General features: G+C 60.1%; 17 protein-coding genes and 1 pseudogene. 7 read left to right on the plus strand and 11 right to left on the minus strand.

The window, feature by feature from the left end; all coding sequences use genetic code 11:
- Positions 1-38: 38 nt before the first annotated feature.
- The 7 genes and pseudogenes from AC1Z1G_RS15010 to AC1Z1G_RS15040 form a co-directional block, all read right to left on the minus strand.
- Entirely contained in the window at positions 39-2,414 is a 2,376-nt protein-coding gene (locus AC1Z1G_RS15010) for an efflux RND transporter permease subunit (protein WP_483620861.1), read from the minus strand.
- 24 nt (positions 2,415-2,438) lie between these two features.
- Complete coding sequence (locus AC1Z1G_RS15015; RefSeq protein ID WP_483620862.1) at positions 2,439-3,491, minus strand: WD40/YVTN/BNR-like repeat-containing protein; 1,053 nt, start codon at positions 3,489-3,491, stop codon at positions 2,439-2,441.
- Positions 3,492-3,731: 240 nt separating this feature from the next.
- On the minus strand, positions 3,732-4,919 hold the full coding sequence (locus AC1Z1G_RS15020; RefSeq protein WP_483620863.1) for a pyridoxal phosphate-dependent aminotransferase: 1,188 nt from the start codon (positions 4,917-4,919) through the stop codon (positions 3,732-3,734).
- A 40-nt stretch (positions 4,920-4,959) separates the two neighbouring features.
- Complete coding sequence (locus tag AC1Z1G_RS15025; protein WP_483627863.1) at positions 4,960-5,823, minus strand: methyl-accepting chemotaxis protein; 864 nt, start codon at positions 5,821-5,823, stop codon at positions 4,960-4,962.
- Positions 5,818-6,624 (minus strand): annotated as a pseudogene (locus tag AC1Z1G_RS15030) (MCP four helix bundle domain-containing protein); the annotation flags it as partial. The pseudogene AC1Z1G_RS15030 and the gene AC1Z1G_RS15025, both read right to left, overlap by 6 nt.
- Positions 6,625-6,802: 178 nt before the next feature.
- On the minus strand, positions 6,803-7,945 hold the full coding sequence (locus AC1Z1G_RS15035) for a glycerate kinase (RefSeq protein WP_483620864.1): 1,143 nt from the start codon (positions 7,943-7,945) through the stop codon (positions 6,803-6,805).
- Between the two features lie 151 nt (positions 7,946-8,096).
- Positions 8,097-9,218 carry a sugar diacid recognition domain-containing protein gene (locus AC1Z1G_RS15040; RefSeq protein ID WP_483620865.1) on the minus strand — a complete coding sequence of 374 codons (1,122 nt, stop codon included), beginning with the start codon at positions 9,216-9,218 and terminating at the stop codon, positions 8,097-8,099.
- A gap of 199 nt (positions 9,219-9,417) precedes the next feature.
- Between AC1Z1G_RS15040 and AC1Z1G_RS15045 the strand changes: the two genes are divergently transcribed.
- A complete protein-coding gene (locus AC1Z1G_RS15045) occupies positions 9,418-10,731 on the plus strand; it encodes an MFS transporter (RefSeq protein WP_483620866.1) in 1,314 nt (437 codons plus the stop codon).
- A gap of 19 nt (positions 10,732-10,750) precedes the next feature.
- Here AC1Z1G_RS15045 and AC1Z1G_RS15050 read toward each other — a convergent pair whose 3' ends face one another.
- Positions 10,751-11,164 (minus strand): VOC family protein, encoded by a 414-nt coding sequence (locus AC1Z1G_RS15050; RefSeq protein WP_483620867.1) that lies wholly within the window; start codon positions 11,162-11,164, stop codon positions 10,751-10,753.
- A gap of 169 nt (positions 11,165-11,333) precedes the next feature.
- Here AC1Z1G_RS15050 and AC1Z1G_RS15055 point away from each other — a divergent pair, with 169 nt between their 5' ends.
- The 3 genes from AC1Z1G_RS15055 to rarD all read left to right on the plus strand — a co-directional run bounded on the left by AC1Z1G_RS15055 (position 11,334) and on the right by rarD (position 14,414).
- The gene (locus AC1Z1G_RS15055) at positions 11,334-12,233 is read left to right on the plus strand and encodes a LysR family transcriptional regulator (RefSeq protein ID WP_483620868.1); all 900 of its coding nucleotides are present in this window, start codon (positions 11,334-11,336) and stop codon (positions 12,231-12,233) included.
- An 83-nt stretch (positions 12,234-12,316) separates the two neighbouring features.
- Positions 12,317-13,330 carry an aldo/keto reductase gene (locus AC1Z1G_RS15060; RefSeq protein WP_483620869.1) on the plus strand — a complete coding sequence of 338 codons (1,014 nt, stop codon included), beginning with the start codon at positions 12,317-12,319 and terminating at the stop codon, positions 13,328-13,330.
- A gap of 202 nt (positions 13,331-13,532) precedes the next feature.
- On the plus strand, positions 13,533-14,414 hold the full coding sequence (gene rarD, locus AC1Z1G_RS15065) for an EamA family transporter RarD (protein ID WP_483620870.1): 882 nt from the start codon (positions 13,533-13,535) through the stop codon (positions 14,412-14,414).
- 124 nt (positions 14,415-14,538) lie between these two features.
- Here rarD and hppD read toward each other — a convergent pair whose 3' ends face one another.
- Together hppD and AC1Z1G_RS15075 are read right to left on the minus strand one after the other, a co-directional pair.
- Positions 14,539-15,615 carry a 4-hydroxyphenylpyruvate dioxygenase gene (hppD, locus tag AC1Z1G_RS15070; RefSeq protein ID WP_483620871.1) on the minus strand — a complete coding sequence of 359 codons (1,077 nt, stop codon included), beginning with the start codon at positions 15,613-15,615 and terminating at the stop codon, positions 14,539-14,541.
- A gap of 250 nt (positions 15,616-15,865) precedes the next feature.
- A complete protein-coding gene (locus AC1Z1G_RS15075) occupies positions 15,866-16,810 on the minus strand; it encodes a DMT family transporter (RefSeq protein ID WP_483620872.1) in 945 nt (314 codons plus the stop codon).
- Positions 16,811-16,888: 78 nt separating this feature from the next.
- Here AC1Z1G_RS15075 and AC1Z1G_RS15080 point away from each other — a divergent pair, with 78 nt between their 5' ends.
- The 3 genes from AC1Z1G_RS15080 to AC1Z1G_RS15090 all read left to right on the plus strand — a co-directional run bounded on the left by AC1Z1G_RS15080 (position 16,889) and on the right by AC1Z1G_RS15090 (position 20,020).
- Positions 16,889-17,761: a LysR family transcriptional regulator gene (locus tag AC1Z1G_RS15080; protein WP_483620873.1), complete on the plus strand. Its 873-nt coding sequence runs from the start codon at positions 16,889-16,891 to the stop codon at positions 17,759-17,761.
- 114 nt (positions 17,762-17,875) lie between these two features.
- Positions 17,876-19,411 (plus strand): EAL domain-containing protein, encoded by a 1,536-nt coding sequence (locus tag AC1Z1G_RS15085; protein ID WP_483620874.1) that lies wholly within the window; start codon positions 17,876-17,878, stop codon positions 19,409-19,411.
- Positions 19,412-19,657: 246 nt separating this feature from the next.
- Positions 19,658-20,020, plus strand: a complete 363-nt coding sequence (locus AC1Z1G_RS15090) for a histone-like nucleoid-structuring protein, MvaT/MvaU family (RefSeq protein ID WP_347900654.1) — start codon at positions 19,658-19,660, stop codon at positions 20,018-20,020.
- Between the two features lie 223 nt (positions 20,021-20,243).
- Here the strand turns inward: AC1Z1G_RS15090 and AC1Z1G_RS15095 are convergent, their stop codons facing one another.
- Positions 20,244-20,765 (minus strand): DUF4946 domain-containing protein, encoded by a 522-nt coding sequence (locus AC1Z1G_RS15095; protein WP_483627865.1) that lies wholly within the window; start codon positions 20,763-20,765, stop codon positions 20,244-20,246.
- Positions 20,766-20,918 lie beyond the last annotated feature (153 nt).

The following is a 20,918-nucleotide window of genomic DNA, read 5'->3' on the forward strand; positions in this document are numbered from 1 at the left end:
GCAGCAAACGCTGCGGCTTTTCATGTGCGGCGTGGCGATCAGTGAGCAAACAGCGAGTTGCCCTTCTGCCCCGCGAGTTTTTCCGGCTTGATCAGGAACCGCGCCAGTGCAGGCAACAGCCACAGCGCACCAAACATGTTCCAGAGCAGCATGAAGGTCAGCATCAGCCCCATATCAGCCTGGAACTTGATGGCCGAGAAGATCCACGTCGCCACGCCGATGGCCAGGCACAGGCCGGTGAACAACACCGCTTTGCCCGTGGACTTGAGCGTCTGGTAGTACGCCTCCTGCAACGGCAGACCTGCTCGCAGGAAGCTTTCGAGGCGGCTGTAAATGTAGATGCCGTAATCCACGCCAATCCCCACCCCCAACGCCACCACCGGCAAGGTCGCGACCTTCACCCCGATCCCCATGAACGCCATCAGCGCGTTGCCCAGCACCGAGGTCAGCACCAGCGGCAGCACGATGCACAAGGTGGCCGCCCACGAACGGAAGGTGATCATGCACATGGTGGCCACGCAGATGTACACCAGGATCAGGATGATCAGCTCCGACTCCTTGATCACCTCATTGGTGGCCGCCTCGATCCCGGCGTTACCGGCGGCCAGGATGAACTCCAGGCCCTCCTTGTTGTTCTCCTTGGCAAACTCCTGCACCGCATGGACCGCACGATCAAGGGTCGCAGCCTTGTGATCGTTGAGGAACACCAGCACCGGCGCCAGGGAGCAACTGTTGTTGTACAGGCCGTCAGCGCGAGCAATGGAGTTGTTCAGTACATCCGGGTTACGCGACAGGGTTTCCCACTTCAGGTTGCCCTCGTTCATGCCCTTGATCATTTGCTTGGAGACCGTCACCAGGGAAATCGCCGACTGCACGCCCTCGGTGTTCTGCATCTTCCACATCAATTCATCGATCGGCGCCATGGCTTCATAGCGCGAGCAGCCTTCAGGCCTGGTCTTGACCATCACCACCAGCACATCGGAGCTGGTGGAGTAATTGCTGATGATGAAGTTGTTGTCCTTGTTGTAACGCGAGTCCGGACGCAGCTCCGGCGCACCTTGATCGAGGTCGCCGATTTTCAGGTTCTGGCTGTACCAAAGCCCGCCACCAAACGCGATCAGGGCGATGAGAATGGAGACTGGAGCCACTTTCGCGCTGGAAAAGTTCGACAACATGCGCCAGAACGGATGCTCGCGGGTCGCGTCTTTCTTGCTGCGCTCGATGGCACGCTTGCTGATACCGACGTAGGAAATCGCCACCGGCAGCAGGATCAGGTTAGTGAACACAATCACCGCCACCCCGATGGAGGCGCCGATCGCCAGCTCACGAATCACCCCGATGTCGATGATCAGCAGCGTGATGAACCCGACCGCATCCGCGAGGATCGCGATCATCCCCGGCAGGAACAGTTGACGGAACGTACGCCGCGCCGCCGTCAGGGCGTTGTCCGCCTCGCCGGACTGCAAGGCAATCCCGTTGATCTTCTGGACGCCGTGGGAAATGCCGATGGCGAAAATCAGGAACGGCACCAGCATCGAGTACGGGTCGAGGCCGAAACCGAATGCGTGCATCAGGCCAAGCTGCCAGACCACCGCCACCAGGGTGGTGATCAACACCGCGATGGTGCTGCGAATACACCAGGTGAACCAGTACAGCAGCACCAACGTAATGATGAACGCCACGCCGAAGAACATCACCACCATGATCAGGCCATCGATCAGGTCACCGACTTTCTTGGCGAACCCGACGATGTGGATCTTTACATTGGGGTTCTGGGCTTCGAACTTGTTGCGGATCTTGTCTTCCAGTTCATGGGAGAACTTCTGGTAGTCCAGCGCCAACAACTTGCCCTGGTCCGCCGGGTCCGGATAGGACTCCAGCAACGGAATATCGACAATGCTCGACTTGAAGTCGTTAGCCACCAGCCGCCCGACCTGACCGGACTTGAGCACATTGTTACGCAGTTGTTCAAGGCTGTCGGCCGAGCCGTTGTAGCTCTGCGGGATCACTTCGCCACCGGCAAAGCCTTCCTCGGTAACTTCAGTCCAGCGAACGCTCGGGCTCCACAACGACTTGAGGCCGGAGCGGTCGACACCGGAGATGTAGAACACTTCGTCGTTGATCTGGCGCAGCGTCTCCATGTACTCCCTGGAGAAGATATCGCCGTCCTTGGCTTCCACCGAGATCCGCACGGTGTTGCCCAGGTTCGCCAGATCATTGCGGTGCTCCATCATCTTCTCGATGAAGGGATGCTTGAGCGGGATCATTTTTTCGAAACTGGTGGAAGGCTTGATCAGCGTGGCCTGCCAGAACAGGAACAGGCTGACCAGCAGGCAGATGACGATCACTGCCGGGCGGTTGTTGAATATCAGGCGCTCGAGAAACGTCGCCTTGTCCTGGTGATGACTGCTCATGGATGTCATAGCCCCGCCTTCTTATTATTTGCCCAGCTCGGTGCCGGTTGGCGAAGTGGCGCGAACGCCGCCCTGTCCGACCAGAATCAAGTTGCCATTGCCTGCCCCGGTGACCGCCGAGATGGAAATGCGGTCGGAGCGGTTGGCGACGCTGAAGGTCTGACCATCGTCGCTGCTGCGTACCACGCTGCCGCCGTTACCGACGATCACAATCGAGCCGTCGTCCAGCAGCGTTGCACCGGACAGGCCGAATTCCAGATCACCACGGGCGGCCTTGAGTTCGACCGGCTCCCAGGTGCTGCCGAAATCGGTGGAACGAAACAGGTTGCCGCGCAAACCGTAGGCCAGCAGCGTCGCCGGTTGCGCCGTGCCGATCACTCCGAAGAGCGAGCCCTCGTACGGGCCTTGCAGGCGTTCCCAGGTTTGCCCCCAATCAGCGGAGCGAAACATGCTGCCCTGCTCACCGACGACGAACAGCCCCGAATCCTTGACGGCGGCAATTGCATTGAGGTGGTACTGGTCCTCGTTATCCAGGCGATCACTGACGTCTTCCCAGTGTTTGCCACCGTCGGTGGTTTCCACCAACGCCCCGTAAGCACCCACGGCGAAGCCGTTGCTGGCGTCCTTGAACCAGACGTCGAGCAATGGCGCTTCGCGCTTCAAATCTTCGTATTGTTTGGTCCAGTTGATGCCGCCGTCCTCACTGGCGAGGATCTGCGCATCGTGGCCGACAGCCCAGCCGTGTTGGTCATCGACAAAGAACACAGCGGTCAGCAGTTGGCGGGTGGGCACTTTTGCCTGGGTCCAGGTCTGGCCCTGGTCATCGGAATAAAGAATGTGCCCACGATCGCCGACGGCCACCAGGCGCTTGCCGGCATGCACCACATCGAGCATCAGGCCCTTGGCGGATTTATCGGATTCGATGGAATAAACGGCATCGGCCGCCGACGTGGCAGCGGCCAGGACAGGCCCTGATAACACCGCAGAGCCCACCAGCGAGAGCGCTGTAGCCAGCAACGCGAATCTGCGTAGCGCCAGCGGGCGGCAAGAACCCACACCCATGACAGGCTCACTCATAGACCTTTCCCCCATTATTATTGTTAGGTCATTCAACCTTTCAGGGCGCCATAAAGGGCGTTTCTGCTGACTGACTGGCGGACCGGTGTCCGCAAACCTGCAATCTAGAGCCCCTTTGGAAGCAGGGCTATCCTATCCAGCTTTCGAAAGGTCTGACAATCGACGCCACGTTATCTTTTGTTAACCCAGGGGGATAAGGGTCACGGGTGAATGAGAAGGCATTTGTCGATCCGATGAGCGTCAGCGCGGACGCGCCTCCAGCAAGTCTGCGGCACACTGCGCGATACGCCGACAGGCCTGCGCCAACTTGACCTGGCTTACCACCAGGCCAATGCGGATATGCCCTGCCGCGCTGGGCCCGAAGGCCTCGCCGGCCAACACAGAGACGCCGTAACCTTCCAGCAACCGCTCGGCAAACGCCTGTGCACCTACACCGGTCTGGCGCACATCGACCATCACGAACATGCCGCCATCGGGCTTGAGCGGGTTGAGTCCCGGGCAATCGCTCAGGCTGGCGCACACCAGGTCGCGACGCTGGCGATACTCGTCACGCATCTGTGCCAGTTCCGGCAAGTCCGCATCAAGGGCCACCTGTGCGGCGTTCTGGATGAACTCCGGCAGACCGAACAGCATGCACAACGACAGGTGCACCAGGTGTTCCGCCAGCGGTTTTGGGCCGATTACCCAGCCCACGCGCCAACCACTCATGGCGTGGGATTTGGAGAGGCTGTTGAGGGTCGCCGTGCGTTCGGCCATGCCCGGCAGGCTGGCCGGGCTGATGTGCCGGCCTTCGTAGAGCAGGTCGCTGTAGACCTCGTCACTGATCAGCCACAGGTCATGACTGATACACAAGTGCGCCAGTGCCTGCCAGGTCGACAGCGACAGACTGGCCCCGGACGGGTTGTTCGGACTGTTGAGCAAAATGGCCCGGGTCCTGGGGGTAATCAGTGCGGCCACGTCGGCTGGGACAACGCGAAAACCGTTTTCGGGCCGCACCGCCACGGGCACGACCTTGGCCGCGCAGGCGCCGAATACTCCTTCATAAGTGACGTACATGGGTTCGGCGACGATGACTTCGTCGCCTGGGTCGAGCAAGCATTGAGCAACGGAGTACACCGCGCATTGCGCGCCTGGCAACAGCACCACATGCTCGGCCTCAACCACCTGACCGCTGCGCCGGGTATGGCGCCGGGCGATGCTGTGACGCAGCGCCCGGGTGCCACGCACTTCGGCGTAATGGGTATCGCCGGCCAGCAGGCTGTCGATCGCCGCCTGGACGATCGGCCTCGGAGTATCGAAGTCCGGGTCGCCGACCGACAGCAACAACACATCGACGCCCTGCTCGCGCAGTTCCAGCGCTCGGTAGTGAATCTGCCAAGCTTGGGCACCATCGCCGGCGATTCGTTGGGTCAAGGCTGAATAGCGCATGTCACTCTCCTGTCGCGCGAGCTCCAGAGTGAACCCTACCTCAAATCACGAAACGCGCCACCATGGCGTTCAAATCCACCGCCAGACGCGACAGTTCGTGGCTGGCGGCGCTGGTCTGGTTGGCACCCGCAGCGGACTGAGTCGCCAGGTCGCGGATGTTGACCAGGTTGCGGTCAACTTCACGCGAGACCTGCGCCTGCTCTTCGGACGCACTGGCGATGACCAGGTTACGTTCGTTGATCTGATGAATCGACTGGGTAATCTGCTCCAGTGACTCACCGGCCGCACGGGCCAGTTCCAGGGTGCTCTGGGTGCGCTGGTTGCTTTGCGCCATCGATTCGACTGCTTCGCCGGTGCCGTTCTGGATCCCGGCGACCATTTTTTCGATTTCCTGAGTCGATTGCGCGGTGCGATGGGCCAACGCCCGAACCTCGTCCGCCACCACCGCAAATCCGCGCCCGGCCTCACCGGCACGGGCCGCTTCAATGGCTGCGTTCAGGGCCAGCAAGTTGGTTTGTTCGGCGATGGCGCGGATCACGTCCAGCACCTTGCCAATGTCACGGCCCTGCGTGGCCAGGCCTTCGATCATCAGCGAGGTGGCTTGCACATCCTGCGTCATGGTCTGGATCGCACCGACGGTTTCCACCACCCGGTCGCGGCCCTCGCGAGCAGCCTGGGTCGACTGATTAGACGCTTCGGAGGTCGACACGGCGTTGCGCGCCACTTCTTCCACGGCCGCGGTCATTTCGTTGACGGCGGTGGCGGCCTGTTCGATTTCGTCGTTCTGCTGTTGCAGGCCGCGTGACGCTTCTTCGGTCACGGCGCTGAGTTCTTCGGCCGCCGCGCCGAGCTGGTTCGCAGAGCCGGCGATCTGTTCGATGGTCTTGCGCAAGTTGCCTTGCATGGCGGACAACGCGCTGAGCAAGCGCGCCGGTTCATCATTGCCGTCGATCTCGATGGCTTTGGTCAGGTTGCCGCCAGCGATGGTTTCGGCAGCGTCCAGCGCCCTGTTCAGCGGTGCAACGATGCTGCGCGTCAACAACCACGCCAGCAACACGGTGGCCAGCGCCGCGACGACAGAAACCACGACAATCCCCGTGATGGCGCCGCTGTAGTGCTCGCCCGCATCGGCGGAAGCGGCTTTGGCGTCTGCCGCGTTGATCGCGATCAGTTTGTTCAACTGCTCGCCCATCAGGTCGGTGCCGTCCTTGATACGGGTATTGATCAAGGTGCGCATCTCGTCGAGCTTGTTGGCCCGCGACAGCTCCATCATCTGGTTTTGAGCTTGCAGATAGCTGTCCAGGGTGGCGGCAAACACTTTGGCCAACGCCGCCTCTTCTGTACCCGCCGGCAACGCCGCATAGCTGGCTTGCGCCTGGCGGACTTTGTCGACTAGGGCGCTGATGCGCGTTTCGGCCTCCTGCAAACCTGCCGGGTCACGGTTGACCAGCACCCGGAACGATAGAATCCGCAGGCGCAACACGTTTTCCGTGACGTTGCCAAGGAACCCGACGCTGGGCAGTTGGGTGCTTTCCATGTCGATAGACGCCTGGCGGATGATCGACATGCGGTTCACGGCAAACACGCCCAGCACGATGACCAACAACGCAATAAAAGCGAAACCCAGGAAAGCTCGAGGCGCAATATTCATGTTACGTAAGGACATAGGATGATTCTCGGGTAGTGACGGTCTACAAGCATCCATGCCGTGAACGCTGCCCGGCAGGAGATCGCGCCCCACCGACAGGTCGGCGCCGCTTTTTTAATTGATCTGTGCGCCTGTTACAGGTATCGGCCGACCTTGAGCTTTTATGCACGCCCCGGAGAAAATATTTCTGGATGTGACTGGTGTTTCACCACTGAAACACCTGCCCTGTTGAGCATCAACCCTTGCGAACCGCCATCCGCCAGACCCCGGCGATGTCGCGGGCGCGCTCACGCAACAGCCGTGGCGCCTCTGCGCAGGCCTGTTCCAGGCTCATCGGGCCGGGCGTCAGGGCAAACGCGGCGTCAACACCATGTTCGTACATCTGCTGATAACCCTCGCCCAGGGTGCCTGCAATCACGATGACCGGCACACCCTGCTGATGGGCAATGCGCGCCACGCCAAACGGCGTCTTGCCACGCAAGGTCTGGGCATCGAAACGCCCTTCGCCGGTGATCACCAGGTCGGCATCGCGCAGGGCATCGGCAAGGCCGACCAGTTCTGCGACCACCTCGACACCCGGACGAAATTGCGCCCCCAAAAAAGCCTTGGCCGCAAACCCCAAACCGCCTGCCGCACCACTGCCGGGTTCGTCGCTGACGTCTTTTTCCAGGCTCTGCGCGCAGAGCGCCGCAAAATGCCCCAGGGCCTGATCCAACTGCTGGACCTGCTGCGGCGTGGCGCCTTTTTGTGGCCCGAAAATCGCCGAGGCGCCCTGAGGGCCACACAGGGGGTTGTTGACGTCGGCGGCAATGTCGAAGCGCACCTGAGCCAGGCGCGGGTCAAGCTCGCTCAGGTCGATCTGCGCCAGTTGGGCCAGGGCCAGGCCACCCGGCGCCAATGATTGACCAGCAGCATCCAGCAGCCTGAGGCCCAACGCTTGCAGCGCGCCGACCCCGGCATCGTTGGTCGCGCTGCCACCAATCGCCAGAATGATCCGCTGCGCACCGGCATCGAGCGCGGCGCGGATCAGCTCCCCAGTGCCCGCCGTGCTGCTGGTGCAGGCGTCACGCTGGCCCACCGGCACCAATTGCAAACCACTGGCCTCGGCCATTTCGATGATCGCGGTGTGGCTCTGGGGCAACCAGCCCCAATGGGCATCGACTGCCGTGCCGAGCGGCCCCTGCACCCGCGTGCTGCGCAACTGCCCGTCGCACGCCGCCAGCACCGACTCGACCGTGCCTTCACCGCCGTCGGCCATCGGGCACTTGATCAGCTGCGCGTGCGGCCAGACTTCCGCCAGCCCCTGGGCAATGGCCGTGGCCACCCCTTCGGCACTCAGGCTGTCCTTGAACGAATCAGGGGCGATGACGATTTTCATGTAAGTTCTCCGGTTCCAATGCACCCCATGCTGCCAGTTGAACTGAACAATGACGCCGGTCCGCTGCACAAGTCGTCGTGGGGTTTATTGTTCATTTCCACAAAATCATTCCCTCATCATCGTCGTGCTCTACGGCGGTTGGGGTTGATTGTCATGGATGGGCATCGGTCTGCGGCAGCAGTTGCACCCCCAGGTACAGCGCAAGCATGCCGTCGAGGCGCAACGGATCGACGCCGCTGAGTTCGGCAATGCGCTCCATCCGGTAGCGCAGGCTGTTGCGGTGAATGCCCAGCGCATCGGCGCACGCCTGGCTCTGACCGTCGTGTTCACACCAACTGCGCAACGTTGCCAGCAACTGACCATTACCGTCCCTGGCGATGACCTTGCGCAGCGGGTTGAGCAATTCGTCCAGCGCATCATCGTTGCGGTGACGCCAGAGCATCACCGGCAACCGATAGCGATTGAGCGTCAACAGTCGCGACTCGGGTAACACGTCGCGCCCGTAGGCCAGTAAGTCACCGACGCGCCGATAACAGCGGCGCAACCCCTGCAAACCATCGGCCTGGCCACCCACCGCGATGCGCAGGATGTTCCAGCCCTGAGTATCGAGTTTTTCCAGCAGGCGATCATTCTCCAGCGTTTGCGCGGCCGGTCGACACCACAGCAACGACGACTTTGCCGAGCTGACGCACCAGCTATCGGGATACCGCGAGATCAGCCAGGCACTCAAAGCCTCGACGGTTTGCCCCGGCCCGTGTTCAAGCCCCAGTTCAAACAGATAAGGCACCCGCGCCAACTGCGGCTTGAGGCCCAACTGTTGCGCCTCGTCGATCAGCCGCGGCGAGTCGCCGGACTCGCTGAGCAGTAACGCCAGCAGATCGTCGCAACGTTGGCGCCGCCATTGCTGCTCAGCCTGCTGGTTGCGCTGGCCGACGAGCATTTCGGCGGTCATGCGCACCAGTTCGGCGTAAGTGCGCAGCAACTCCGGCTCACCGGTAATGCCCAACACGCCGATCAACCGTTGGTCGAGCAACAGCGGCAAGTTGATCCCCGGCTGTACGCCTTTGAGATGGATCGCCGTTTGCGCGTCGATTTCCACCACCCGACCATTGGCCAGCACCAATTGCGCACCTTCGTGGCGGGTGTTGATCCGCTCCGGCTCACCGCTGCCCAGAATCAGCCCCTGGCTGTCCATGACGTTGACGTTGTAAGGCAGGATGGCCATCGCCCGGTCGACGATATCCTGCGCCAGGTCGTGATCGAGTTCGAACATAGCGGCGTGGTCCTTGAAAACGGCGTGCGGTGGATTGGTCACCCGCACAGGTGCGGCGGGTAAACCCTGTGCTCAGGCACAAAGACAGCGGCCCTGGGGTAACCGAGACTCACTGGGTGATCAACGATAGGGGCTGTTGACCTTTGGTGACAGCCCCTACCCTCGCATCGCACAAAATCATAATAAAGAGAGAGCCGCCATGTCACAGAGCGTCGCTGCCACCCTGGCCACCGCTGACGATAAAAACGCCGTCTACCAGCGCATTACCCTGCGCCTGATCCCCTTCATCTTCATCTGCTACCTGTTCAACTACCTCGACCGGGTCAACGTTGGATTTGCCAAACTGCAGATGCTCGACGCGCTGAAATTCAGCGAAACCGTGTACGGCCTCGGGGCCGGGATCTTCTTCATCGGCTATGTGCTGTGCGGCGTGCCGAGCAACCTGGCACTGAGCAAATTCGGCCCACGACGCTGGATCGCGGTGATGATGGTGACCTGGGGCACACTGTCGACCTGCCTGTTGTTCGTCACCACCCCAACCGAGTTCTACACCCTGCGCCTGTTCACGGGTGCCGCCGAAGCCGGGTTCTTCCCGGGCGTGGTGCTTTACCTCTCGCAGTGGTTCCCGACCTTTCGCCGTGGCCGCATCATGGCCCTGTTCATGTCGGCGATTCCGGTGTCGGGCTTGCTGGGCAGCCCCTTCTCGGGCTGGATCCTCAACCACTTCGCAGCAGGCCAGGGTGGCTTGGCGGGCTGGCAGTGGATGTTTTTGCTGCAAGGCATCCCCACGGTCGTCCTTGGCGCACTGGCGTACTTCCTGCTGAGCGACAACTTCGCCAGCGCCAAATGGCTCAAGCCTGAAGAACGTGCGGTGCTTGAAGCGGATCAGGCAGAGGACCTGGCCAACAAACCAAGAACCGCCACCGACTCGCTGCTGGCCGTATTCAAGAACCCGGCGATCTGGGCGTTCGGGCTGATTTACTTCTGCATTCAGAGTGGCGTCTACGCGATCAACTTCTGGTTGCCGTCGATCATCAAGAACCTGGGCTTCAGCGACAATCTCGTCATTGGCTGGCTGAGCGCGATTCCGTACTTGCTGGCAGCGGTGTTCATGTTGCTGGTGGGCCGTTCCGCCGACCTGCATAAAGAACGTCGCTGGCATTTGGTGGTGCCGATGCTGATGGGTGCGGTGGGTTTGCTGATCGCGGTGAACTTCGCCGCCAACCCGGCCATTGCCATCCTGGGCCTGACCATCGCCACCATGGGCGCCCTCACCGGTTTGCCGATGTTCTGGCCGGTGCCAACCGCCATGCTCAGCGCCGGTGCTGCCGCGGGTGGCCTGGCGCTGATCAACTCCATGGGCCAGATGGCCGGTTTCCTGAGCCCCTACCTGGTGGGTTGGGTCAAGGACAGCAGCGGCTCGACCGACGCTGCGCTGTACGTGCTGGCCGGGGTGATTGTCGCCGGTAGCCTGTTGGCCCTGCGCATGACCCGTCAGTTGCGCAACCCGTAAAGGACTATGCGCCGGATAGCTACGTGTCCGGCGCACCACCCTCCTTCGCGTACTCATGGCTGATCGACAGCCCAGTGGCGGCTGGCGCGTCCAGCTCCAACACCATGCCCGCCGGTAACTGCACGAAGATCTGCCAGGTGCCGTCCTCCGGCACCTGCGCCATTTGGTGGGGCAAGCCGCTCTCGCGAACCCTCTGCAACACCTGCGCGGCATCCTCTTGAGTACGAAACGCAATGTGGCTCAGGGCGCTCTCGACGAACCCCGGCTGTTCGATCACATGCACCAGCGCCTCGTCGTCCTGATACAACCAGCGACCGGGAAACGGAAACGGCGGTCGACGGCCCGGCTGCAATCCCAGCAGCGCCTGGAAAGCCGATTGCAACGCTGCGCCATCGACGGTGTTGAATGCCAGATGGTCGAACTGCCAGCTCACAGCACACCTCGCTTGCCGACCTTGATCAGCCCTGCGCAGTGATTGGGCAAGGACGCATTGAACGTGTTCATGGCAAACACCCTGTCAAGTAAGAGGACTGCATCATCCTTGCTTGCCAATCACGGAAAAATCCCGGTAAAAAAGAAGCATCTTTAAAGGATTTTTACTAATGAGCTCGATCCTCGACCTGGAAATCTTCGTGCGCACCGCTGACTCCGGCAGCATTTCCGCTGCCGCCAGAACCCTGGAACTGACCCCGGCCGCCGCCAGCATCGCCCTCAAACGCCTGGAAACCCGCCTCGGCATCCGCTTGTTCGCACGCTCGACCCGCAGCATGCGCCTCACCGAGGAAGGTCGGCGCTATCTGGAAAGCGTGCGCCTGGCCCTCGCCGCGCTGGCAGAGGGCGAGCAGGCACTCAAGCAGCAGACCCAGGGGCTGAGCGGCGTACTGCAACTGGCCGCGCCCTCAGATTTCGGGCGCAATGTATTGCTGCCGTGGCTGGATGAATTCAAGCACGAACATCCGCACATTCAGTTGCAACTGCTGCTCAGTGACCGTCACGCGGACCTGTTTCGCGAGACCGTCGATGTCGCCCTGCGTTTCGGCGTCCCGACCGACTCGACCCTGGTGGCCCTGCCGATCCTTGCGGAGCACCGGCGCGTGGCCTGCGCCAGCCCCCAGTACCTCGCCCGACACGGCACACCGAGCACACCCGCCGCGTTGAGCGAACACAGCGCCCTGCTCTACTTGCGCAACGGCCGGCCCTACAACAGCTGGCGCTTCAGCCGTGGCGATGAAGTCCAGGAGGTCCAGGTACGCGGCGACTACCTCAGCGATGACGGCGAAGTCGCCCGGCGCTGGGCCCTGAGCGGCCACGGCATCGCCTACAAAGCCTGGTTCGACGTGGCCGCCGATGTCCGCGCCGGCCGTCTGGTGACGTTGTTCGACGACTGGCAGGGGGAAAGCGCACCGTTCTACCTGTTGTGCCCGCACCGGGTCCAGGTCTCGGAGCGGGTCAAAGTGCTGCAGGCGTTTTTGCAGGCGCGCTGTCAGTCGCTGAGTCGATAATTCAGATTGCCCCACATGCGTGTTCTGGTATTTGATTGGGCGTTGCGACCCCTTCAGGTCTTCACCGGCAAAGGAACTTGTCCATGAGCTACCGCACGCTAGGCCACTCCGGGCTGCAAGTGTCCACCCTGACCCTGGGCACCATGATGTTCGGCGAGCAGACCAGCGCCGAAGACTCGCTGCGTATCATCAACAAGGCCTGGGACCAGGGCATCAACTTCATCGACACCGCTGACGTTTATACCGACGGTCGCTCGGAAGAAATCGTCGGCGAAGGTATCGCCGGTAATCGTCATGAATGGGTGCTGGCCTCCAAGGTCGGTTTCGGCCCGGCAGACGGCGTGCCCAACCGCTGCGGGTTGAACCGCAAGCACATTTTCAACGGCATCGACGCCAGCCTGACGCGCCTGGGCACCGACTACCTGGACATCTATTACCTGCACCGCGAGGACCACAACACGCCGCTGGAGGTGACGGTCTCCGCCATTGGCGACCTGCTGCGCCAGGGCAAGATCCGCTACTGGGGCGTGTCCAACTACCGTGGCTGGCGCATCGCGGAAGTGGTGCGCATTGCCGATCAATTGGGTGTCGACCGCCCGGTGATCAGCCAACCTCTGTACAACATCGTCAACCGCCAGGCAGAAGCCGAACAGATCACCGCCGCCCAGGCTTACGGCCTCGGCGTGGTGCCTTACAGCCCGCTGGCCCGTGGCGTGCTGAGCGGCAAGTACGCCCCCGACATTGCCCCCGACGCCAACAGCCGCGCCGGGCGTCAGGACAAACGCATTCTGGAAACCGAATGGCGCGTGGAATCGCTGCGCATCGCCCAGCAGATTCAGCACTACACGCAAAAGCGCGGCGTGGGCATTGTCGAATTTGCCATCGCCTGGGTGCTGAACAACGCGGCGATCAGTTCGGCCATCGTCGGGCCACGTACCGAAGCCCAGTGGGACGCGTACACCAAGGCTCAGGCGGTGAAGATCACGGCCGAAGACGAGGCCTTCATCGACTCGCTGGTGACGCCGGGGCATTCGTCGACACCGGGGTTCAATGATGTGAGCCATTTTGTCTCGGGGCGTAAACCGCGTAACGCCTGAATGAACACACTTCCCAGTGTGGGAGCGGGCTTGCTCGCGAAAGCGGCTTTGCAGTCAGCATCAGTGTTGAATGTGAAACCGTCTTCGCGAGCAAGCCCGCTCCCACATGGAGTCGGTGTTGATTGATCGGGCAATATTCAGCTCGAAAACAACGTATCCTCTGCGCCCGTTTAACACCCGCTAAAAATTCCGCGAGGACAGTTTGTCTAAAGGTATTGCTCTATCGGTAACCGCTTCGGTGCTGTTTGCCGTCATGTATTTCTACACATCGCTGCTGTCACCCTTGAGCGGCGTGGAGATCTTCGGCTGGCGGATGCTGCTCACGGTGCCGTGCATGACGGTGTTCATGCTGGTGTCCGGCGAATGGAAGCGGGTGATCGAGATCCTTCGGCGGCTGGCCGACAAACCGCTGCTGATGCTTGGCCTGCTGGCCTCTTCGGCGCTGCTCGGCGTGCAGTTGTGGCTGTTCATGTGGGCACCGTTGAACGGCCACAGCCTCGATGTGTCGCTGGGTTACTTCCTGCTGCCGCTGACCATGGTCCTGACCGGGCGCCTCGTCTATGGCGAACGGCTCTCCTACCTGCAAAAAGTCGCGGCGTTTTTCGCCACCCTCGGCGTGCTCAACGAGTTGTATCAGGTGGGCAGTTTTTCCTGGGCGACCCTGCTGGTGGCCATCGGTTACCCGACCTACTTTGTGCTGCGTCGGCGCCTGAGTGCCGACAACCTCGGTGGTTTATGGCTGGACATGGCCCTGCTGCTGCCTGTGGCCTACTGGTTCGTGCACAGTGGAGAGCAAGGCTTTGGCGTCTTCGATCATCACCCGTGGCTGTCGTTGCTGATCCCGCTGCTGGGCATCATCAGCGCCTCGGCACTGGTGGTTTACATCATCGCCAGCCGCTTGCTGCCATTCAGCCTGTTCGGGCTGTTGAGCTATGTCGAACCGGTATTGCTGCTGGGTGTGGCGTTGCTGTTGGGGGAAAGCATCAAGGCCGGCGAATGGCTGACCTACATCCCGATCTGGCTGGCCGTCGTGGTGCTGGTGTTCGAGGGCTTCAAGCATCTGGTCCGGCAGCGCAGACCTTAAGCCGCACACAAAACAATGTGGGAGCGGGCTTGCTCGCGAAGGCGATGTGTCAGTCAACTTGATAATGACTGAAACACCCTCTTCGCGAACAAGTCCGCTCCCACAGTTTTATATCTGCAATGCCTTACTCGGTAGCGAGTACGCCACGGCGGACCTGGTCGCGCTCAATCGACTCGAACAGGGCCTTGAAGTTGCCTTCACCGAAACCGTCGTCACCCTTGCGCTGGATGAACTCGAAGAACACCGGGCCCATCAAGGTTTCCGAGAAGATTTGCAGCAGCAGGCGCTTGTCCCCTGCCTCGGACGAACCGTCCAGCAGAATCCCCCGCGATTGCAGTTGATCAACCGGCTCGCCGTGGTTCGGCAAACGGCCTTCCAGCATTTCGTAGTAGGTTTCTGGCGGCGCGGTCATGAAGCGCATGCCGATTTTTTTCAGTCGATCCCAGGTGTCCACCAGGTTGTCGCTGAGGAACGCCACGTGCTGGATCCCTTCGCCGTTGAACTGCATCAGGAACTCTTCGATCTGCCCGGCGCCCTTGGACGACTCCTCGTTCAGCGGGATGCGGATCATGCCGTCCGGTGCGGTCATGGCCTTGGACGTCAGGCCGGTGTATTCGCCCTTGATGTCGAAGTAACGAATCTCGCGGAAGTTGAACAGCTTCTCGTAGAAGTTCGCCCAGTAGGCCATGCGGCCGCGATACACGTTGTGAGTCAGGTGGTCGATGATCTTCAGGCCTGCGCCTTCCGGGTTACGGTCGACGCCTTCGATGAACACGAAGTCGATATCGTAGATCGAGCTGCCTTCACCGAAACGGTCGATCAGGTACAGCGGCGCGCCGCCGATACCTTTGATCGCTGGCAGGTGAAGCTCCATCGGGCCGGTTTCGATGTGGATCGGCTGGGCGCCGAGTTCGAGGGCACGCTTGTAGGCCTTTTGCGAATCCTTGACTCGGAACGCCATGCCGCACACCGACGGGCCGTGCTCAGCCGCGAAGTACGAGGCCACGCTATGGGGTTCGTTGTTGAGGATCAGGTTGATCTGGCCCTGACGATACAGGTGCACGTCTTTGGAGCGGTGGGTCGCCACCTTGGTGAAGCCCATGATCTCGAAGATCGGCTCCAGGGTGTTCGGGGTTGGCGATGCGAATTCAATGAACTCGAAGCCCATCAGGCCCATTGGGTTTTCGTATAAATCTGCCATGGTTGGCGCCTCATCATGCTGCTTTTGGAATTAACGGATCGTTAGTTACGAGCAATGCTGAGAGCGGCAGGTGGCGCACAGGAGATACCTCGCACACTGCGGGCGAGAAAATCACCATAGATCAATTGGAACCCAAATATCTTCATTGTCGACCCAAGGCTATTGCGGGCGAGGCTTCTGCTGCCAGAAGACGTTATTCTTATATGCGTAACCGGATTCTACACAGCGTAAAACGGTTTGTCCGCCTTCTCTATAAAATCCCCCTTTTTGCTTCACACGCAAGGGGTTTGTTGCACAAGTAAATGCCCGCCACGATCAATCCCCCTCCCGCGTATATGGCGGGGGTCAATTGCTCGCCGAGCAGCAACGCACCAAGGATCACCGCCGTCAGCGGGTTCAAGGCAATGAACACCCCGGAGCGCGTCGCGCCGATCTTCCGGATGCCGTCGTAATAACCAATGTACGCCAGCGCCGAACCCAGCACACCGAGGTAAAGCAACGCCAGGCCCTGCGAAGCGTCCAGCCCACGCAACACCTCTATGCTCAACTCCCCGCGCAGCGCACTGATGATCCACAGCATCGCGGTGCCCAGCAGAATCGAATACGTCACCGTTTGCAGTGGCCCCAGTGTGTCGTTCAGGCCTTTGGAGCACAGTGAATAAACGCCCCAGCCCACCACGCAGCCCAGTATCAGCAGGTCACCGAGCCAGGCATTGGCACCACCGTCGAACACCTGCCGATTGCCACTGACAATCACCACTCCCGCGCCCAGGATGCACATCGCAATCCCCATGCCCCGCAACCGACTCAACGATTCCTTGAACAGTAACCACGATGCCAGGCCAATCACTGCGGGGTTCAGCGCCACGATCAACGACGCACGTGACGCATTGATGTGCTGCAAACCGTAGAAAAAACACAGGTTGTAGAAAAAGATCCCGAAAAACCCCAGCACCGCCAGTTGCAGCCACTGCCCCGGACGCGGGCGAACCAGCGGAATGCGGGCCAGCAGCATGAACAGCAGCAAGGCCAGGCTCGCCAGCAAAAACCGCAGGCTCGCGGCAAACAACGGGCTCAGCGAATCGGCCAGAAACCTGCCCGCGACGAAAGTCCCGCCCCAGATCATGGTGACGGCGGCCAGTTTCAAATACACCGCGTTGTCCGATGGGCAGGCGCTTGGGTAACAGCTTTTCATAAGTCTCCAGTACGGTGAGTCATGCAGATGACCTATTCTTTGCCTAATGCCTGATCATCGTAAAATGAGCAAATACTCATGACCCTGACCCAACTTGAGATCTTCGCCCTTGTGGCCGAGCTGCGTGGCTTTACCAGCGCAGCCAACCGTCTGGGCATCACCCAATCGGCGGTATCTCACGCCATCAAGTCGCTGGAGCAGGAACTGGGCGTCGAGCTGCTGAACCGGCACCCATCGCAGATTGAACTCAGCGATATCGGTCAACAATTGTTGTTGCGCGCCCGCGCCATGCTCGGGCTGGCCAACACCCTGCGCCAGGAAGCTGCAGATGCTCGGGGGATGAAGCGCGGCACATTGCGCATCGGCTCGTTTGGGCCGACTTCGTCGATCACGTTGCTGCCGCAGATCCTGCAACCGTTTCGCGAGGCCCATCCCGGGATTGAGGTGCACATTGACGAAGGGCCGGATCGCCAGGTCGTGCAGTGGCTCGAGGAGCGGCGCATCGACATCGGATTTGTGGTGCTGCCTGAAGAGCGCTTCGACACCGTCGCGCTGCTTGAAGACCAGATGGTCGCGCTGGTGCCTGCCGGACACCCTCTCACCATGCACGACAGCCTGAGCCTGAGCGACCTGTGCCACGACCCGTTCATTCTCACCGAGGCGGGTTCCTCGGAGCTGGTTTCACGGTTGTTCAGCGCCGCCCGATTGACGCCCAACATTCGCTACCGCTGCTCGCAGTTGCTCAGCACCCTCGACATCGTCGGCCGTGGCGATGCGCTGACGGTTGTCGCAGAACGCTCACTGCCCAATTGCCCGGACAACCGCTTTGTGAAAAAACCACTGTCGCCCGCCGTCAAACGCCAGATCGGGCTAGCCGTGCTGGACCAGCGCCAATCTTCACCCGCCACCCTGGCGTTCATCCGGTTGGCTCAAAGCCTTAATTACGCTTGAAAAGCGCAAACCCGAAGCACGATCTATCATGGCCTGTAGCTGAACGCTTTTGAGGAGGCAAAGCGTCTTCCTGCCTGCATTTGAGAGCCCTACTCCCCCTTTCAGGTTTCGCAGATGCCCCTGACGCTCAAAGCACGCCGTAAACCCGCCACCCGGATTGCAATCACTCTGTTGAGCGGCCTGCTTCCAATACTGTTGGGGTTGGTCATCCTGCACATGCAAGCCGAACGGGTGCTTGAACACAGCACTCAACAAACCGCCGAAGAAGCCATTCGCCAATTCGACTTGATGCTCGACAACACCGCCATCGCCGCCCAGGAACTGTTGCCGCTGGCCGGCCAACCCTGCGCCGACGTCAAACTGGCCCTGCGCGAACAGGTCACGCGCCGCCCCTTTGTACGCTCGACCAACCTGGTGTGGGACAACAACCTCTATTGCAGTTCGCTGTTTGGCGACTATCAGGAACAGGTCAATCCGGGCGACTACACCCAAGGCAAGTTATGGCTCATGAACGGCAACCCCGTTACGCCCGACACTGCGTTGCTGGTCTACCGGCTCAGTGAGGGCAAACAAGGGGCGCTGACGACACTTGATGGCTATCACCTGGGCAACGTATTACGACTGATCGGGCGCAACACCCTGCTATTACTGCAAGTGGGGCCCAACTGGTTATCGGCCGACGGGCATGTCCACCAAGGCCTCCTGCCGCCGTTACCGGTGGCGCGTACCAACCTTGTGTCGAACCGGTATGCCTTTGAAGTTGAAGCAGGATTTCCCGAAGGGGAAGTCTGGCGCTACATGGCCAGCGAATACCCGCCCTTGTTCAGCCTGCTGATTTTTTTCGGGGTCATTGCCGGGGCCATCGGTCATTGGTTGCAAAAACGTTCGTCGTCTCCCAGTCACGAAATGCAGCGTGCACTGGAAGCCGCCGAATTCATTCCGTACTTTCAACCCGTCGTGCATGGCGACAGCAAACAATGGGCAGGCGTTGAAGTTCTGATGCGCTGGAAACATCCAAAAGAAGGCCTTGTGCGGCCAGACATGTTCATCCCCTTTGCCGAACATTCAGGGCTGATCGTTCCCATGACGCGCTCACTGATGCAGCAGACCGCTGCGCTGCTCGCCCCCCATGCGACGAAATTCCAGGAGCGCTTTCACATCGGCATCAACATCACGGCCAACCATTGCCAGGACCTGGCGCTTGTCAGCGATTGCCGCGAGTTCCTGGCAGCCTTTGCGCCCGGTAAGGTCGCGTTGATTCTGGAGTTGACCGAGCGAGAGCTGATTGTGCCGAGCGACATCACCCACCAGCTCTTCGAACAACTGCATGAGTTGGGTGTGATGATCGCCATCGATGACTTTGGCACGGGCCATTCGAGCCTGGGTTATTTGCGTCAGTTCAATGTGGATTTCCTGAAGATCGACCAGAGTTTTGTCGCGATGATTGGTGTCGATGCCCTGTCGCGGCACATTCTGGACAGCATCATCGAACTCTCGGCAAAGCTTGACCTGGGCATTGTGGCCGAAGGCGTAGAAACAGCTGAGCAAGCGGACTATCTCGCCGGTCACAGTGTGAACTTTTTACAAGGCTACCTCTTCGGCCGCCCCATGCCGGGGGCCGACTTTGTTAATGCGATAAATAGCCATTAATTGGCCACTTGCCTACGCTCATCGTGCAAGATACAACAAGGTTCGCGGACATTTTCGAATCAAATGGCGGTACCTAGTTACATCATGAAAAAGACATGATTTACTCTTGGCGAATTAACTACTACACTTTTTCCTACCTGTACTAGATCGACGGGTGAGCCAATATCACTGAGTCGCCTCAAAGCACTAGGCTTATAGCTTTGTTTGCGGTTGGTATCAGCCAAATACACTATTGGAGTAAAGACATTGTCCAGACTCGCTGAATTTCGTGCCGCTGAAAAGCGCCTTCAAGAACAGCTCGCACAGCTGGAGTCCCTGAAGAATGACGCCGGGCTCAAGAAAGAAATCGAGTTCGAAGAAAAGCTCCAGGGCCTGATGAAAACCTACGGTAAAGGCTTGCGCGACATCATCGCCATCCTTGATCCAAACCTTAAGTCCGGCCTGCAGCAAACCGCAGCACCGAAGACCCGCCGCGCTCGCGTGGTCAAGGTTTATCAGAACCCGCATACCGGCGAACTGATTGAAACCAAAGGTGGCAATCACCGTGGCCTGAAAGCCTGGAAAGAACAATACGGTGCCAGCACCGTTGATTCCTGGCTGCGCGCTTAAATCGCGCCGCACAAAAAAGCCCTGCATCCGCAGGGCTTTTTTTGTATATGAGAAACATCTGACGTTACGATATTCGGCGTTCTCGCAGCAAACAGCCGCCAACTACCATGAGCGCCCCATGACACCTCACCAGCGGCACCCGCGTCATAACTTTTGACTTAATGCCCTTGGATAGCCGACACATAAGGCCACGGTTCACTGCAAGATCTAATAGGCTGCAGAGCTATAGTTGCAAACTGTTTCGCGTGCTCTGCACTTCACTCTGACTGGCAATGTAAGCCTCTGCCTGCCCTGCACAGGAGAATACATACGCCTTGTCCGCATCAATCGCGGCAACCAGCGATTGCGACAGTACATGGCGACCGTTCTGCGTGATCGTACACGTGGTTTCAAGCGCCGCGAGTCGGCCCAACGTGCCGGGATGGATCTTGTTGCACACACTTTGATAGCCGCCCGCAGCAAAGTCTTTTTGCACCGACTTACGCATTTCCAGTAATACGCCTTGCAAGTTGACCTGATGCCCGGCTTCAACCTGAGTCGTGGTCAACTCCATCACCATGACCGGCGTGCCATTTTGATCATTCTTCACGGCTCGTTGCCGCAAAACCTGTGCGGCCTCCTCTTGTGCCAGCGCCTCGACTTCCCACCCGTCTGGCCAGGTGACGACCGGGTCGGCGGCCTTGGCGCCGGTCGCCCCGATCAGCAGGCAGAACAAAACGAATGCGATTTGATGGGGTCGGATCATTGCAGTCACTACTCATAAGACAAGAAATAAAGTCTGAACCCGGCTACTCGGCCAGGCAATAGCCACGCTTTTGCTTTGGCTCGACGCAAACGCTTGCGTATCATGGCCGCATTGCAAGGAAGCGTCATCAATCGCAAGCCAAGGGACTGCTCG

It is taken from the genome of Pseudomonas sp. JL27(2026) (genome assembly GCF_056933555.1).

Excerpts from the sequence above, each read along its gene's own strand:
- AC1Z1G_RS15080 (WP_483620873.1), top strand. The coding sequence starts at position 16,889 with ATGACCCTGACCCAACTTGAGATCTTCGCCCTTGTGGCCGAGCTGCGT.
- hppD (WP_483620871.1), bottom strand. The coding sequence starts at position 15,615 with ATGGCAGATTTATACGAAAACCCAATGGGCCTGATGGGCTTCGAGTTC.
- AC1Z1G_RS15020 (WP_483620863.1), bottom strand. The coding sequence starts at position 4,919 with ATGCGCTATTCAGCCTTGACCCAACGAATCGCCGGCGATGGTGCCCAA.
- AC1Z1G_RS15075 (WP_483620872.1), bottom strand. The coding sequence starts at position 16,810 with ATGAAAAGCTGTTACCCAAGCGCCTGCCCATCGGACAACGCGGTGTAT.
- AC1Z1G_RS15025 (WP_483627863.1), bottom strand. The coding sequence starts at position 5,823 with ATGCAAGGCAACTTGCGCAAGACCATCGAACAGATCGCCGGCTCTGCG.
- AC1Z1G_RS15055 (WP_483620868.1), top strand. The coding sequence starts at position 11,334 with ATGAGCTCGATCCTCGACCTGGAAATCTTCGTGCGCACCGCTGACTCC.
- AC1Z1G_RS15035 (WP_483620864.1), bottom strand. The coding sequence starts at position 7,945 with ATGAAAATCGTCATCGCCCCTGATTCGTTCAAGGACAGCCTGAGTGCC.
- AC1Z1G_RS15015 (WP_483620862.1), bottom strand. The coding sequence starts at position 3,491 with ATGAGTGAGCCTGTCATGGGTGTGGGTTCTTGCCGCCCGCTGGCGCTA.
- AC1Z1G_RS15060 (WP_483620869.1), top strand. The coding sequence starts at position 12,317 with ATGAGCTACCGCACGCTAGGCCACTCCGGGCTGCAAGTGTCCACCCTG.
- AC1Z1G_RS15045 (WP_483620866.1), top strand. The coding sequence starts at position 9,418 with ATGTCACAGAGCGTCGCTGCCACCCTGGCCACCGCTGACGATAAAAAC.
- AC1Z1G_RS15040 (WP_483620865.1), bottom strand. The coding sequence starts at position 9,218 with ATGTTCGAACTCGATCACGACCTGGCGCAGGATATCGTCGACCGGGCG.
- AC1Z1G_RS15010 (WP_483620861.1), bottom strand. The coding sequence starts at position 2,414 with ATGAGCAGTCATCACCAGGACAAGGCGACGTTTCTCGAGCGCCTGATA.
- AC1Z1G_RS15095 (WP_483627865.1), bottom strand. The coding sequence starts at position 20,765 with ATGATCCGACCCCATCAAATCGCATTCGTTTTGTTCTGCCTGCTGATC.
- AC1Z1G_RS15085 (WP_483620874.1), top strand. The coding sequence starts at position 17,876 with ATGCCCCTGACGCTCAAAGCACGCCGTAAACCCGCCACCCGGATTGCA.